This window comes from Kerstersia gyiorum (genome assembly GCF_048595715.1).
In the GTDB taxonomy this organism is placed as follows: Bacteria; Pseudomonadota; Gammaproteobacteria; order Burkholderiales; family Burkholderiaceae_B; genus Kerstersia; species Kerstersia gyiorum.
In genome coordinates this window covers 2,449,296-2,462,355 of sequence record NZ_CP169556.1, presented here as the reverse complement: position 1 = coordinate 2,462,355, position 13,060 = coordinate 2,449,296, and the positions used below count along the sequence as shown (strand labels likewise).

Here is a 13,060-nt window from a genome sequence, read left to right as displayed (position 1 = left end):
GCCCCTGGCTGCGGTCTTTTTTTATTCTGCCAGGGTTTCCTGACGCTGCGGCGCAATTGGTGGCCTTGTCCATCAAGGCGGGCGGGTCCGGTGTCAGTGCGCACGGGCCGGATGCCTGATTGCTGCGCAGCATGCCAGCGCTCAGCGCAGTGCGCTGGCCGAGGCCTCGCGCAGCGCCAGGGTGATCTGCTGCAGCGTGATGGAGCGTATGGCTGCATGTTGCCAGTAGAGCGGTACATCCAGCCAGCGTTCCGTGTCCAGCAGGCTGAGGGTGCCGTCACGCAGCGCAGGTGCAATCAGGGATTCGGGCGCCAGGCACCAGCCCAGGCCCCTGGCTGCAGCTTCCACGAAACCTTTGGATGTGGGAATGTAGTGCACCGGTGGCATCAGGCGCGCGCGGGTAATGCGGCGCACGAAGCGCCATTGTAGTGCGTCCTTGCGATTGAAGACGATCATGGGGGCGGCGGCGAAGGCTGCTGCATTCAATCCGGCGCCGAAATAGCGTTCGCGGAATGCGGGCGCGGCAATGGCGCGGTAGCGCATCGTGCCCAGCGGCTGGACATTGCAGCCCTGCAAGGGCTGGGGCTCGGCGGTGACCGCACCCAGCACCGAGCCGTCGCGCAGCAGGTCCAGCGTATGGTCCTGGTCATCGACACGGATATCGAAGACATGCCCATGGCGCTGGTGCAGCAGGGCCAGTGCAGCCACGAACCAGGTTTCCAGCGAATCGTCATTGACGGCGATGGCGATAGGGTGGGCCGTTCCCGCCTGGCCAGCCGGCAGGAAGTCGGCGAGCGCTTCGGCCTGCAGCGCCTGCATGGGACGTACACGCCGCAACAGGCGTTCTCCGGCAGGGGTCGGCCGGCATGGGGATTGGCGCACGATCAGCACCTGGCCGAGCCTGTCTTCCAGCGCCTTGATTCGTTGGGAAATAGCCGAAGGCGTGACCGACAGGCGCCGTGCCGCGGCTTCGAAGCTGCCTTCTTCCAGTACGGCGGCAAAAGCGGCGAGTTGTGGGTGTATCAAATCCAAGGCAGCTGTCCAGGCATCGGTATCGAATTAAGAAATTCTTTATATGGTACAGAAAAAATAGCTAGTCTTAATCTGGGCTGTCGGCCAGCATAGGCGCTTTCCCGTCTTGTTGCGCTAGTTTCATCCTTATGTACCTTGCTGCTGCCACCACTGGTTTTTTCTCCGGCGCCGGGCTGATCATCGCCATCGGAGCACAGAATGCGTTCGTCTTGCGGCAGAGCCTGGAACGGCGGCATGTCGGGCTGGTGATCAGCGTGTGCGCGCTGGGTGACATCCTGTTCATCGTCTGCGGGGTAGCAGGTATCGAAGCGCTGGTCCGCACGTGGCCGGGCCTGCTGCAATTACTGCGTTTCGGTGGCGCAGCCTTCCTGGCGGTCTATGGCCTGATGGCGGCCTGGCGGGCCTGGCGCGGTCAGGCCGCCCTGACGCAGACTGCCGCAGGGGCCGTCAGCCGTCGGCGCGTGGTGCTGGCCTGCCTGGCCTTTACGTTCCTCAACCCCCATGTCTATCTGGACACGATGGTCTTGCTGGGTAGCTTGTCGACCCAGTACGGCGGCCTGACACGCTGGGCCTTCGCCGCCGGCGCCTGCCTGGCCAGTGTGACCTGGTTTTTGAGCCTGGGCTATGGCGCGCGATTGCTGCTGCCGGTGTTCAGGCGTCCGGCTGCCTGGCGGGTGCTGGATGCGCTGGTGGCGGCCTTCATGCTGGTGCTGTGCGTGTTGATGCTGTCGCGGCCCCTGCATTGATCCCGGACGCAGCAAACATAATCGTCGCAGGCGTCCAGGGCGCAGATCAGCGTGGCAGGACGCGATAGTGTGATTGCACGAAGCCGAATGGGTAGGCGTGCGAACTGACGAGCGTCAAAGGCTGGTCTTCGGGCAGGCTGCCGAATAGCGGGCGGCCTTGCCCCAGAAGCAGCGGAATCGTGGTCAGGGTGATGTCAGTTACCAGGCCAGCTTGAAGAAAGGACTGGATCAGCCGGCCGCCGTCGAGGTACAGCCGGCCATAGCCGGCCTGCTGCGCGGCTTCGACGAGAGCGGCAGGCGAGGCCGCAGTGAGGCGTACCTTGTCAGGCAGGGCCTGGCCGGCAGCCAGCGGAGAACGCGTGACAACCCAGACCGGCTTGTCGGCATAGGGCCATTGCGGAAATTCCATGACCTTATCGAAGGTGTTGCGGCCCATCACCAGCAGGTCCACGGAGCGCATGAACGTGGCATAGCCGCAATCCTCTCCTGGCGTCACGGCGCCATTGGCGCGTTCCAGCCAGTCAATGGCGCCATCCTGGCGGGCGATGAAGCCGTCCAGGGACGAAGCGATGAAAACCGAGCAGCAGAGGGTCATTGCGGAGCAACCTCAGGAGGGGGGGGAGCCGTGGCGCGGGGGCCGGCACCAGGGCCAGGGCCGCCAGTGTACAGATAACCGCATAGCGTATCCACAATGGCCTGTTGCACGGCTTGCTCTGGGAACTGCGGCCAGGGGGAGAGCACGGCGGCGTGGATCAGGGCTTCCATGGTTTGCAGCAACACCCAGGCCGCCAGGTCCAGGTTCGTGGGCTGGATTTCGTCGCGGTGGCGCTCCAGTATCTGGCGGAATTGCTTGAAGATGGCTTGGTCCGCCGGGCTTTCCTCGGACGGCACGTCATAAAAGGGAAACTCCTTTTCCAGCACGCGATGCAACTCCGGCTCCACCCGATGCACCGCCAGCCATGCACTGACGATGGCCGCCAGGCGATCGCGCAATTGGTTGGGGTAGGGTGCCTGCATGACCGATGCCATGACATCGTATAGCTGCGCGGCATGGCGTTCGTGCAGGGCCGTGATCAGGGAGTCCTTGTTTGGAAAATACTGGTATACGGAACCGATGCTGACCCCGGCTCGTTCAGCGACGAGATTGGTGGTGGTGCCGGCGTAGCCGCGTTCGGACAGAACGCGAGCGGTTGCTTCAAGAATGGCCTCGACCAGGGCTCGGGAACGGGCCTGGCGCGGCGTCTTTCTTGGCTGTTGGAGCGGTTGCATGGCGGTCCGATAAAGCGAGTATCAAATGCGAGTAATAGCTCATATTATTCCACGTAACGAATCAAGGCTGATGTTCTGGAGGATTTATGTCACAAGATTTTCGTTACACGGCTGCCCGGCTGGCGGCCAGCCGGATGGGAGTACAGCATGGGTGAAAGAGAAAGGGCGGCCATGGCACGCGCCGCTGTTGACGTCGTTGCGGTTGCCGAACTGACGCCGCATATGCGGCGCATTACTTTGGGCGGCAGCGAGATGGCGGCCTTCCTGCAGGCCGATGGCATCGAAGACCCGGCAGCCTGGGTGAAGGTATTTCTGCCGACCGGAGAAGGCCGGGCGTACACCATACGCAGCGTCAACCGGCGTGCTGCGACGCTGGATCTGGATTTTGTCATGCATGGCGACGAAGGCCCCGCCTCTGCCTGGGCGGCAGGAGCACAGGTGGGGGACCGCCTGATGATCGCCGGGCCGCGTTCAGGGCGTTTCGAGCTCCCTGATGATGCCCGCTGGGTGTTGCTGGCCGGGGATGCGACGGCGCTGCCCGCGATACAGGTGATCGCCGAAACCTTGCCAGCCGGCATCAAGGTCAAGGTCTATGCCGAGATAGCCGCCCAGGCCGACCGCCAGCGTATAGACACGCTGGCCAGCATGCGCATCGCCTGGTTGCAGGCGCAGGGTGACGCTGGCAGCGTGCTGCGCCAAAGCCTCATGTTCCGGCCGTTCCCGGCGGGGCCTGGCTATATCTGGGTAGCGGGGGAATCCGCCATGGTGAAGGCCTTGCGCAAGCACTACCTGCAGGAGCGTGAAATGCCGGTACACCGTGTCAGCGCCAGCGGCTACTGGAAGGCGGGGGAAGCGGATCACCGGGATGCTTGAGCCTGGTAGCGGCCCGGCTGACGGACATTGGCACGGGATCGTGCCGGCGCGCAGGTAGCGAAGATTCAGGCACTGGCGGATGCTGCCAATTCGGTCAGCAGCGTTTGCAGCAGCTCGCTGGCAGGCATGGCGCGCGCCCTTGCGAATGACTGGCCGGCCCATTGGGCTGCATAGCCGTGGTCGCCTCGGGAGATAGCCAGGGCACTGAGCTGCTTGGCGGCATCATAGGCTAGCGGGTAGTCGGCCGGCCGTGGGCTGCCTGAAGCGGTGCCATGGCGTATCAGGTCGTTGAGAAGGCCGCGGGCCGGTCGGCCGGACAGTACTGTTGTGAGGCGTGTTTCCAGTCCTGCCGGATGAAGCAGCCTGTCGCGGTAAGCTGCGTTGGCCGAGCTCTCTGGGCAGGGAACAAAGGCCGTACCCAATTGGGCAGCAGCAGCCCCGGCGTTCAGGGCGGCGCAGATGTCCGCACCGGTCATGAGGCCTCCCGCAGCAATGACAGGCAGGCCGATATGGCCATGCAGGCGTTGCAGCAGGGCCAGCGTGCCCAGCGCTTCATCCGGGCCTTCCGGATCAAATATGCCACGATGGCCGCCGGCTTCTATGCCTTGCGCGACCACAGCATCCAGGCCGGCCGCTTCGATGCGGCGCGCTTCGTCCAGGCTGGTGGCGCTGGCCATAAGGAAAATGCCGGCTTCGCGCAGGGCGCGGGCCTGCTCCGGGCGTGGCAGGCCGAAATGGAAGCTGACGACCGCCGGGCGTTCTTCCAGCAGCATGTCCAGAATGCTGTCGTCTGCCAGGAAACTGGGATAGATTTCTTCCAGACGGGCGGGGGGCTGTCCGCCGAAACGGGCGAACAGCGGCGCCAGGTGCTGCAGCCAAGCGGCCTCGCGTGTGGCATCCCTGCGCGCGGGGGCATGGGTGAAGACATTGACGTTGAAGGGGTGCTGCGTCTGGCTGGCGGTGGCCCGTATCATGTCGCGCGCCTGCGCCGTCGTGTTCGAGCCTATGCCAAGGGAACCCAGCCCTCCCGCGTTGGAGACGGCTGCCGCCAGAGCCGGCGTGGCAACGCCGGCCATTGGCGCCTGAATAATGGGATGGGAAATAGCCAGCCGTTGGCAAAACGATGAGGCATGATCCATGGCAGCGTGGTCCTTGCTGGTGTGGGCTCGAGCGGGAAAGGAGTAGGGTCCGGGTGCAGGTACAGTGCCGGTATGGCCCAAGTATCCTCCCAAAGCGGCGGCAAGACAAATGAGCGAGCGGAAAGCAAAAGGCCTGGCGAGCGATGGCTGCCAGGCCTTTTGACGTCAGCGCAAAATTGCGTCCGGGATCAGCTGGATTTCTTTTCGCCGCCCAGGGCGTCCACCAGCGCGGTCACCAACTTGGCCAGTTCCCCGGTCATCAGCGTCATGTCGGCATCGAAGCGTTCATCTTCCGCCATGCCGGCAGCTTCGCTGTTTTCGGCCAGGACGTCCAGCGGTGCAACCCGCTTGATGTCCAGCGCGTCGGTGAGGACGAAGGACACGCGGTCTTCCCAGGTCAGGGCCAGGCGCGTGCATTGTTTGCCGCTGGCAATATGGCGGCGCAGTTCCTCGGGCTCGGGGGCGTGCTTGACATAGCGCACGGCCGCCTTGCCGTCGCCGGCGGCGCGCAGCTCGGTGTCCTGGTCAATGGTGAAGCCGGCAGGGGCTTCGTCGTCGGCCAGCCAGCCGGTCATGGCCGCGCCGGGGGATTGCTCAACGTACAGGGGCTCGGCGGGGAAGGGGCTGAGGGTCTTGGCCAGCAGGCCCAGTGCTTCGTCGGCCTTGGCCGAGGCGGCGGCGTCGATCACCAGCCAGCGGTTCTTGCGGTCGATCCAGATCAGCGTATCGCGGCTGATGCTGAAGGCGCGCGGCAGCAGCTCATCGTAAATGCGCTCCTTCAGTTCCTTCATCTGCTTGCGGCCCGGCTTGTAGCCCTGCTGCGCTTCGAAGTCGGCTGCGCGTTCCTTGGCCACCTGATTGACCACGGTGCTGGGCAGCAGCTTCTTTTCGGTGCGCAGCGAGATCAGGATCTGGTCACCGATGGCATGGGCGAAGCGGCCGTTTTCGCGTACCGGCGTCCAGCCCAAAGTCTGGGGCTGGGAGGTGTTGCCGGGCGTGAAAGCCAGTGTGGCAAGCTGTTCGTCCAGCTCGTCCACGCTGGGATTCCAGCTGGCGTTCAGACGATAGAGTTTCAGGTTCTTGAACCACATGGCGCGCTCGCAAAAGTGGGCATTCTAATACAGCCCTGGCAGACAGGGGGATGGCGGCGTGCTTGCTTGGCTACATCTTGTGTCTGCCGCTTGCGTCCGACTTCAGCGGGCGAAGCCCTGCAGCGTGATCTTGCCCACGGTGTGCCCGTCCTCCAGGCGTGCATGGGCCAGGCGCAGGTTGGCGGCATTGATGCTCCCCAGTGATTCCGTTCGGGTGCTCGCGATTTTCCCCTGGTCGGCCAGGGCGGCCACGGCGCGCAGGATGTCCTGCTGGCGTGCCAGGTCTGCGGTTCCCAGCAGGGAGCGGGTGAACATGAATTCCCAATGCACGGACAGGCTCTTGCGCTTGAGGGGCACGATATCCAGGACATCCGGATCGTCTATCAGGACGATGCGGCCCTGCGCCGCGATCAGCGCCTCGATATCGGCCAGGTAGGCCGCGCTATTCGTGGTGGACAGGACGAATGCCGGGGCGCCCAGGCCCAGGGCGGCGACTTGTGGCGCTAGGGGTTCGCGATGGTCGAGCACGTAATGGGCGCCCATTTTTCGCACCCAGTCGATGGATGCTGGGCGGGACGCGGTGGCGATGACGTTCAGGCCGGTCATGGCGCGGGCCAGCTGGATGGTCATGGAGCCCACGCCACCGGCGCCACCGATGATCAAGATGGCATTGGCCGCGCCGGCGACGGGTTGCTCGACCTGCAGGCGGTCGAACAGCGTCTCCCAGGCGGTCAGCGCCGTCAGGGGCAGTGCGGCAGCCGCTGCGTCATCCAGGGTGGCGGGGGCATGGGCGGCAATGCGGGCGTCGACGGCCTGCAGTTCGGCATAGGCGCCAGGCCGGTTGATGGCGCCGGCATAGAACACACGGTCACCGGGCAGAAAGCCGCTGACCCGGCTGCCGACCGCCTGCACAATGCCGACAGCGTCCCAGCCGAGGATGCGCCAGTCGCCAGGGGCGGGGCGTGCCGATGCCCTGACCTTTGTGTCCGCCGGGTTGACGGCAATGGCTCGGACCTCCACCAGCAGGTCGTACTCGTCATAGACGGGCGTTGGGAGGTTCACATCGACCAGGGATTCAGGGGAAGAGATGGGCAGGGGACGATTGAAACCGACGGCTTGCATCAGGCACTCCTTTTTTGCGGGAAACAGGGCAATGGAGCTATTCTGGCAATCCCTTTGAAATCAGGGCATCAGTTCGAACAGACTAGCAACAAGGGAATCACCCTGATGCAGCGTCTTAATCCCTTTGAAATCAGGGCATCAGTTCGAACAGCGTCTTGTGGAATTCTTCCAAGAATTCTCTGGGTCTTAATCCCTTTGAAATCAGGGCATCAGTTCGAACGGAAAGCAAGGAACGAGTCGATCGACTCAAGCAGTCTTAATCCCTTTGAAATCAGGGCATCAGTTCGAACATGCCAATTTCGATAAAACCATTAGCATCATGTCTTAATCCCTTTGAAATCAGGGCATCAGTTCGAACGTTGTCCGTGAGGAACTGCGCACCTTGTCTCGTGATGTTGTCTTAATCCCTTTGAAATCAGGGCATCAGTTCGAACCTAACCTACGAGCCGATGCGCAGCAGCTTGCACCGTCTTAATCCCTTTGAAATCAGGGCATCAGTTCGAACGGCTGACGCAGGAACTGCGTCAGGCGGCGTTGGTCTTAATCCCTTTGAAATCAGGGCATCAGTTCGAACGCTGGTTGGCCGATGCATTGGTGCCGATGACCTGGTCTTAATCCCTTTGAAATCAGGGCATCAGTTCGAACGCGTCGTATCTGCCAAACTCCGTCAAAAGCTTGCGTCTTAATCCCTTTGAAATCAGGGCATCAGTTCGAACGAAATCTTCGCCCATATTCCAGGGACTTAGTCGTCTTAATCCCTTTGAAATCAGGGCATCAGTTCGAACTATAATGCTTTACTGTATTACTTGCTCCTTAGTCTTAATCCCTTTGAAATCAGGGCATCAGTTCGAACGAAAGTGATACCGAGCCTACCTTGGTCGTGAAAGGTCTTAATCCCTTTGAAATCAGGGCATCAGTTCGAACGTATGCGCCGTGACAGCCTCAGCGTGTGGATCATGTCTTAATCCCTTTGAAATCAGGGCATCAGTTCGAACAAACCTCCATTGATGCCTTTAAGGCTTTAGGTCTTAATCCCTTTGAAATCAGGGCATCAGTTCGAACGATCTGGGCCAGCGCTTCATCCAGCTGCGCCTGGGTCTTAATCCCTTTGAAATCAGGGCATCAGTTCGAACGCATTCTTCGGCATCGTATTGCATGATGCTCTCGAGTCTTAATCCCTTTGAAATCAGGGCATCAGTTCGAACGTCTTGGCAGATGCATTCAAACGCGATCAAGTCTTAATCCCTTTGAAATCAGGGCATCAGTTCGAACCGCTGGCCTTCGCCAAGGTCATTGCCAATGCTGAGTCTTAATCCCTTTGAAATCAGGGCATCAGTTCGAACGATGCCGATATTCAACTGGCTGCGCTGTCTTCGTCTTAATCCCTTTGAAATCAGGGCATCAGTTCGAACGTACAGTGGCCGCTGGGTGCCGCGCTGAAGCGTGTCTTAATCCCTTTGAAATCAGGGCATCAGTTCGAACAAATATCTGGATCGCCTTTACGAAGTCTTGCATGTCTTAATCCCTTTGAAATCAGGGCATCAGTTCGAACGAAAAGGACATTCGCTATTACCTGAACGGCGTTTTGTCTTAATCCCTTTGAAATCAGGGCATCAGTTCGAACCTACAAGTGGGATGAACTGCCGGATCGTCTGGGTCTTAATCCCTTTGAAATCAGGGCATCAGTTCGAACGAAATCAGGCCCAAAGCCCGCAGACGAGATGTCTTAATCCCTTTGAAATCAGGGCATCAGTTCGAACTCCGTCAACCACGTCAACAGCCTGGGGATGGGTGGGTCTTAATCCCTTTGAAATCAGGGCATCAGTTCGAACACTTGAATGCCATCATGCTCATGAACATGGGTGTGTCTTAATCCCTTTGAAATCAGGGCATCAGTTCGAACGGATCAAACCTACGCCGATGGTACTGTCCAGGTCTTAATCCCTTTGAAATCAGGGCATCAGTTCGAACAAAATAAGGAAGTGGATGAAACAGTACGCGGCAGGTCTTAATCCCTTTGAAATCAGGGCATCAGTTCGAACGGCCCAAAGCCCGCAGATGTGGTTGGGGAAAATGTCTTAATCCCTTTGAAATCAGGGCATCAGTTCGAACGTTTGGACCCTGGTGCGTCATTCGCGGCGATTTGTCTTAATCCCTTTGAAATCAGGGCATCAGTTCGAACGAATGGTCGGGCCAACATATAAAAACAAACCGGGTCTTAATCCCTTTGAAATCAGGGCATCAGTTCGAACCCAAAAGGAATGCGGAGTTTGCGGGGCTATATTGTCTTAATCCCTTTGAAATCAGGGCATCAGTTCGAACTACGACCTACTGACGAAATCCGGGCATGTTATGTCTTAATCCCTTTGAAATCAGGGCATCAGTTCGAACCCTGAGTATGCAGACAACTGGCATGACATTCAGGGTCTTAATCCCTTTGAAATCAGGGCATCAGTTCGAACCCCGCCAGCTATCGCAAGCGCATCCGCGCCATGGCGTCTTAATCCCTTTGAAATCAGGGCATCAGTTCGAACCACTGGGGCGAGTTCAATCCCGAGTATTTCATGTCTTAATCCCTTTGAAATCAGGGCATCAGTTCGAACAAGACCGCGACTCGCTTTGTCACTGAGCTGTTGGGTCTTAATCCCTTTGAAATCAGGGCATCAGTTCGAACTCATCAAGCGAGTGTGGGTGCTCAGCGAGGCAGGTCTTAATCCCTTTGAAATCAGGGCATCAGTTCGAACACACCTGAATATTTAACTTCGAGGAAACTATTATGTCTTAATCCCTTTGAAATCAGGGCATCAGTTCGAACTTGTAGACCAGGCTCATTAACATGATATGTGGTCTTAATCCCTTTGAAATCAGGGCATCAGTTCGAACAATCATTAATCAAGGAAATCCATCATGATTAATCTCGTCTTAATCCCTTTGAAATCAGGGCATCAGTTCGAACAAAGAACTGAGCGAAAAGAAGTTCGATGAAATGTCTTAATCCCTTTGAAATCAGGGCATCAGTTCGAACAGAACAACGTGGCCTTCACCATCCCGGAGAAGAAGTCTTAATCCCTTTGAAATCAGGGCATCAGTTCGAACGCAAGCTGCGGCGCTTAAGTCCTTCGTCCAGCTGAGTCTTAATCCCTTTGAAATCAGGGCATCAGTTCGAACTGAGCAATTCGAGAAAAGCATCCGCGCTCAAGTGGTCTTAATCCCTTTGAAATCAGGGCATCAGTTCGAACGGCTCCAGCAGAAAAACACATATATATCAGTAGGTTGAAGAGCGGGTTCCCATGGATTGAAAAATTCCAAGAGCGGATTGTCGCGCTTTATTCTGAGTGCTGCTCCATGTGTTGGTAGCAAGAGGTGGCAGCATATCATGACTTGCTCGCCTGTAATAATTTTTGTAGCGTGCTGCCTGCTTCCGATAGCAGCAAGGTATCGTCAGGCAGGCCTTTTCGACCGATGGTGTCAATATTTAGCTGTTCAGGTAGCTGGTAGCCTCGAACATCATCGGATTTTTTATCTATTTTTGTCTCGATGCTTGCCATTAAGTCAGCCATCTGTGCCGCACTGCCTTGAAAATGAAATACTGAATATTGAACTGGTGTTGCAAATTTTACAAGGAATCGGTGCAATTTGGCCAGGCGCTTTGGATTGGTAATATCGTAAGTGATCAACCAACTTCGTTGTGCAGTCATTGCCATTGGTTGACCTCCCTTGCCATGTGCCGCTTGAGATCGCCCAGATGCAATAGCAGGCGATATTCATGTTGATGTAGCCAGGATTCGAATAGGTATGTGCTTAATTTACTGTGGGTTACGCTGCCGGGAAGGGTTCCGCTGTCGAAATTGAGTTCGGCCCACAGTAAATCTGCAAATTCCACAACCAAATCAAGCTGGCTGGCATTGAAACCCCAATAGCGGCTTTGCAAACCATTCTGTTGAAGTCGGTCGGTGACGGCTGCCTGGCACCAGGCCAGACCATCTTTGTTAAAGGTAATTGGATACTTCCCGTGATAAACAAATTCACGTTTTATTATTTGAAAATCATTTGTATTAATTGTTTGTTCTGCCTTGATTGCGCGTTCAGCGCAAGTCGTCAGTATTTCCAGTCTACGGCGGGCACGCCAGTTGATGAATCTATCAGCCCAATCGGGGAGTTCCAGATAGGTATCGATCAGGGTAGATGCTGACTGAAGAACGTCGAAATGGCTTTGTGTGTGTCCCAGTGTTTCTCCACTGCCGTTCGCCCAGGTGATGGGAATGCTGTTGTGCAGGCAGAGCGCCAATGCCTTGCCTGTCCAGGAAAGATTGGAATTGCAAATGACGCGGCGAATGCGGGCAATGGGAAAGCGTTGTGTGCTGGCGGATTCACGATATAGCGCCAGGTGATCCAGGCCTGCTTTCATATGAGCGGGTGTTGGGCACAGAATATACAAAGGTTTACGGTCTGGGGCGACCCCTTTGGAGATTTGACGATATGCATTGCGTGTCATGTCAAAATTCTTCCTCATCATCATACTGAGCCAACCATGGTTCGCCTGTTTGACGCAGTTGCTGCGCCAGAAGATTGCTGCGCTGGCGCAGCCAACGTCTGGGCAATGAGGCGAATTGTTCCCAGCCGGCGTAAAAGTGGGAACGGCCCGCTTTTCCAAGAAGGCAAGCTCCTTTGTCTGTGCTGAAGTGTTCGGGGCGCAGTTGCGCAGTGCTGAATTGTTCCCAGACCCACTTGTCGACGATGGGACGCAGTGGTTCTATCAGATCGCAGGCCAGAGATTCTCGTCCAAAGGCTGGGCGGTGATAAAAGCCCAACAAGGGATCAAGCCCTGCAGTATGGATGGTGCGCACGGCTTCAAAATGAAGCATGGTATAGGCCAATGAAAGGCAGGCATTGACAGGGTCTCGTGGCGGGCGGCGATTGCGGCCCTTGAAGTCGAGAGCGGGGGCGAACAATGCGGTATAGCCGCTGAAATAGGCTCGCGCTCCGCTTCCTTCCAGACCGCGTAGGCGGCTGGTTGAAATTTGTATGTCCTTGGCCTTGATCAATACGTCGGCGATGCAGTTGCGTGCGTCGAACAATGGCTTGCGGATGTCGGGGCGGCGGTTTTCTGCCTGCATAAGCAAATGATGCTGGCGGCGCAGTTTGGCGATAACAAGCTGCTGCGCCCAACTATCGCAGAAGGCGGGATTCATCACTTGCTGCGCCTGTGCGAGACGAATGGCGGCATCGTTATGAGCAGGGCCAAGCACAATGGCGGTTTGGCGGCTTGCACGCGGGCTCATCAATAGTGTTGTCGCACCTGCCTGCGCCAGTTTGATGAGTACGGCACTATCCAATCGTGTGCGTGCTCCTTGAATGATCACACGTTCAATCAGACGCAGCGGAATTGTCTGGCTGCGATTGCCGTTCTCGTACAGCGCCAGGGCACCATCGGAAATACGGACTTCAAGGTCAGCGCGGTCGAGCAGCAGTGTTGCCATTTTTATCCTATGTAAAAATAGTCTGGGTCAGACGGTTGCGTGGCCATACCCAGGGCGTAGGTGCGGGCACGCGGGTCAAGACGCAGCAGAAAGAAGCGATCTTCTGTGTCATCAAGCAGCTGAACCATGCTGTGCAAAAGTTCTCTACGTTCACTGCGACTCAGAAAAATTTCATGCACTGACTTTTGCCCACCCGTGGTGTAGCCGCGTATCAGTGCCAGGGCTGACGCACCGCGGCTGGCGTGGGAAATGTCGTAAGCAGCAAGGTACAGGTTGCGCAGAGCCATGGCTGGGCGTGTGGCAGCAGT

At 57.7% G+C, this 13,060-nt stretch carries 12 protein-coding genes and 1 CRISPR repeat array; of the genes, 2 read left to right on the top strand and 10 right to left on the bottom strand.

The window, feature by feature from the left end:
- Positions 1 to 141: 141 nt before the first annotated feature.
- Positions 142 to 1,032, bottom strand: a complete 891-nt coding sequence (locus ACEW7X_RS10850; protein ID WP_068374686.1) for a LysR family transcriptional regulator ArgP — start codon at positions 1,030 to 1,032, stop codon at positions 142 to 144.
- Between the two features lie 128 nt (positions 1,033 to 1,160).
- Between ACEW7X_RS10850 and ACEW7X_RS10845 the strand changes: the two genes are divergently transcribed.
- Positions 1,161 to 1,778: a LysE/ArgO family amino acid transporter gene (locus ACEW7X_RS10845; RefSeq protein ID WP_068374690.1), complete on the top strand. Its 618-nt coding sequence runs from the start codon at positions 1,161 to 1,163 to the stop codon at positions 1,776 to 1,778.
- A 46-nt stretch (positions 1,779 to 1,824) separates the two neighbouring features.
- Here the strand turns inward: ACEW7X_RS10845 and ACEW7X_RS10840 are convergent, their stop codons facing one another.
- Entirely contained in the window at positions 1,825 to 2,373 is a 549-nt protein-coding gene (locus ACEW7X_RS10840; protein WP_068374697.1) for a dihydrofolate reductase family protein, read from the bottom strand.
- On the bottom strand, positions 2,370 to 3,047 hold the full coding sequence (locus ACEW7X_RS10835) for a TetR/AcrR family transcriptional regulator (protein ID WP_068374700.1): 678 nt from the start codon (positions 3,045 to 3,047) through the stop codon (positions 2,370 to 2,372). The genes ACEW7X_RS10840 and ACEW7X_RS10835 overlap by 4 nt, the downstream gene beginning before the upstream one ends.
- A 147-nt stretch (positions 3,048 to 3,194) precedes the next feature.
- Here ACEW7X_RS10835 and ACEW7X_RS10830 point away from each other — a divergent pair, with 147 nt between their 5' ends.
- On the top strand, positions 3,195 to 3,920 hold the full coding sequence (locus tag ACEW7X_RS10830; RefSeq protein ID WP_130487849.1) for a siderophore-interacting protein: 726 nt from the start codon (positions 3,195 to 3,197) through the stop codon (positions 3,918 to 3,920).
- A gap of 65 nt (positions 3,921 to 3,985) precedes the next feature.
- Here the strand turns inward: ACEW7X_RS10830 and ACEW7X_RS10825 are convergent, their stop codons facing one another.
- The 7 genes from ACEW7X_RS10825 to ACEW7X_RS10795 form a co-directional block, all read right to left on the bottom strand.
- The gene (locus ACEW7X_RS10825; RefSeq protein ID WP_068374706.1) at positions 3,986 to 5,059 is read right to left on the bottom strand and encodes an NAD(P)H-dependent flavin oxidoreductase; all 1,074 of its coding nucleotides are present in this window, start codon (positions 5,057 to 5,059) and stop codon (positions 3,986 to 3,988) included.
- Between the two features lie 188 nt (positions 5,060 to 5,247).
- On the bottom strand, positions 5,248 to 6,150 hold the full coding sequence (locus ACEW7X_RS10820; RefSeq protein WP_068374709.1) for a recombination-associated protein RdgC: 903 nt from the start codon (positions 6,148 to 6,150) through the stop codon (positions 5,248 to 5,250).
- 102 nt (positions 6,151 to 6,252) lie between these two features.
- Positions 6,253 to 7,272, bottom strand: a complete 1,020-nt coding sequence (locus ACEW7X_RS10815; RefSeq protein WP_420177197.1) for a zinc-binding alcohol dehydrogenase family protein — start codon at positions 7,270 to 7,272, stop codon at positions 6,253 to 6,255.
- A 42-nt stretch (positions 7,273 to 7,314) separates the two neighbouring features.
- A CRISPR array of direct repeats spans positions 7,315 to 10,511; the repeat unit is 37 nt; unit sequence GTCTTAATCCCTTTGAAATCAGGGCATCAGTTCGAAC.
- A gap of 135 nt (positions 10,512 to 10,646) precedes the next feature.
- Positions 10,647 to 10,976, bottom strand: coding sequence for a CRISPR-associated endonuclease Cas2 (cas2, locus tag ACEW7X_RS10810; protein WP_420177196.1), 330 nt, complete (start codon positions 10,974 to 10,976; stop codon positions 10,647 to 10,649).
- Positions 10,967 to 11,767, bottom strand: coding sequence for a CRISPR-associated endonuclease Cas1 (locus ACEW7X_RS10805; RefSeq protein WP_420177195.1), 801 nt, complete (start codon positions 11,765 to 11,767; stop codon positions 10,967 to 10,969). The genes cas2 and ACEW7X_RS10805 overlap by 10 nt, the downstream gene beginning before the upstream one ends.
- Position 11,768: 1 nt before the next feature.
- On the bottom strand, positions 11,769 to 12,752 hold the full coding sequence (gene cas1, locus ACEW7X_RS10800) for a CRISPR-associated endonuclease Cas1 (RefSeq protein WP_420177194.1): 984 nt from the start codon (positions 12,750 to 12,752) through the stop codon (positions 11,769 to 11,771).
- Positions 12,753 to 12,754: 2 nt separating this feature from the next.
- The gene (locus tag ACEW7X_RS10795) at positions 12,755 to 13,039 is read right to left on the bottom strand and encodes a hypothetical protein (protein ID WP_420177193.1); all 285 of its coding nucleotides are present in this window, start codon (positions 13,037 to 13,039) and stop codon (positions 12,755 to 12,757) included.
- Between the last annotated feature and the right edge of the window lie 21 nt (positions 13,040 to 13,060).

Excerpts from the sequence above, each read along its gene's own strand:
- ACEW7X_RS10830 (WP_130487849.1), top strand. The coding sequence starts at position 3,195 with ATGGGTGAAAGAGAAAGGGCGGCCATGGCACGCGCCGCTGTTGACGTC.
- cas1 (WP_420177194.1), bottom strand. The coding sequence starts at position 12,752 with ATGGCAACACTGCTGCTCGACCGCGCTGACCTTGAAGTCCGTATTTCC.
- ACEW7X_RS10840 (WP_068374697.1), bottom strand. The coding sequence starts at position 2,373 with ATGACCCTCTGCTGCTCGGTTTTCATCGCTTCGTCCCTGGACGGCTTC.
- ACEW7X_RS10795 (WP_420177193.1), bottom strand. The coding sequence starts at position 13,039 with ATGGCTCTGCGCAACCTGTACCTTGCTGCTTACGACATTTCCCACGCC.
- ACEW7X_RS10815 (WP_420177197.1), bottom strand. The coding sequence starts at position 7,272 with ATGCAAGCCGTCGGTTTCAATCGTCCCCTGCCCATCTCTTCCCCTGAA.
- cas2 (WP_420177196.1), bottom strand. The coding sequence starts at position 10,976 with ATGGCAATGACTGCACAACGAAGTTGGTTGATCACTTACGATATTACC.
- ACEW7X_RS10805 (WP_420177195.1), bottom strand. The coding sequence starts at position 11,767 with ATGACACGCAATGCATATCGTCAAATCTCCAAAGGGGTCGCCCCAGAC.
- ACEW7X_RS10845 (WP_068374690.1), top strand. The coding sequence starts at position 1,161 with ATGTACCTTGCTGCTGCCACCACTGGTTTTTTCTCCGGCGCCGGGCTG.
- ACEW7X_RS10820 (WP_068374709.1), bottom strand. The coding sequence starts at position 6,150 with ATGTGGTTCAAGAACCTGAAACTCTATCGTCTGAACGCCAGCTGGAAT.
- ACEW7X_RS10825 (WP_068374706.1), bottom strand. The coding sequence starts at position 5,059 with ATGGATCATGCCTCATCGTTTTGCCAACGGCTGGCTATTTCCCATCCC.
- ACEW7X_RS10835 (WP_068374700.1), bottom strand. The coding sequence starts at position 3,047 with ATGCAACCGCTCCAACAGCCAAGAAAGACGCCGCGCCAGGCCCGTTCC.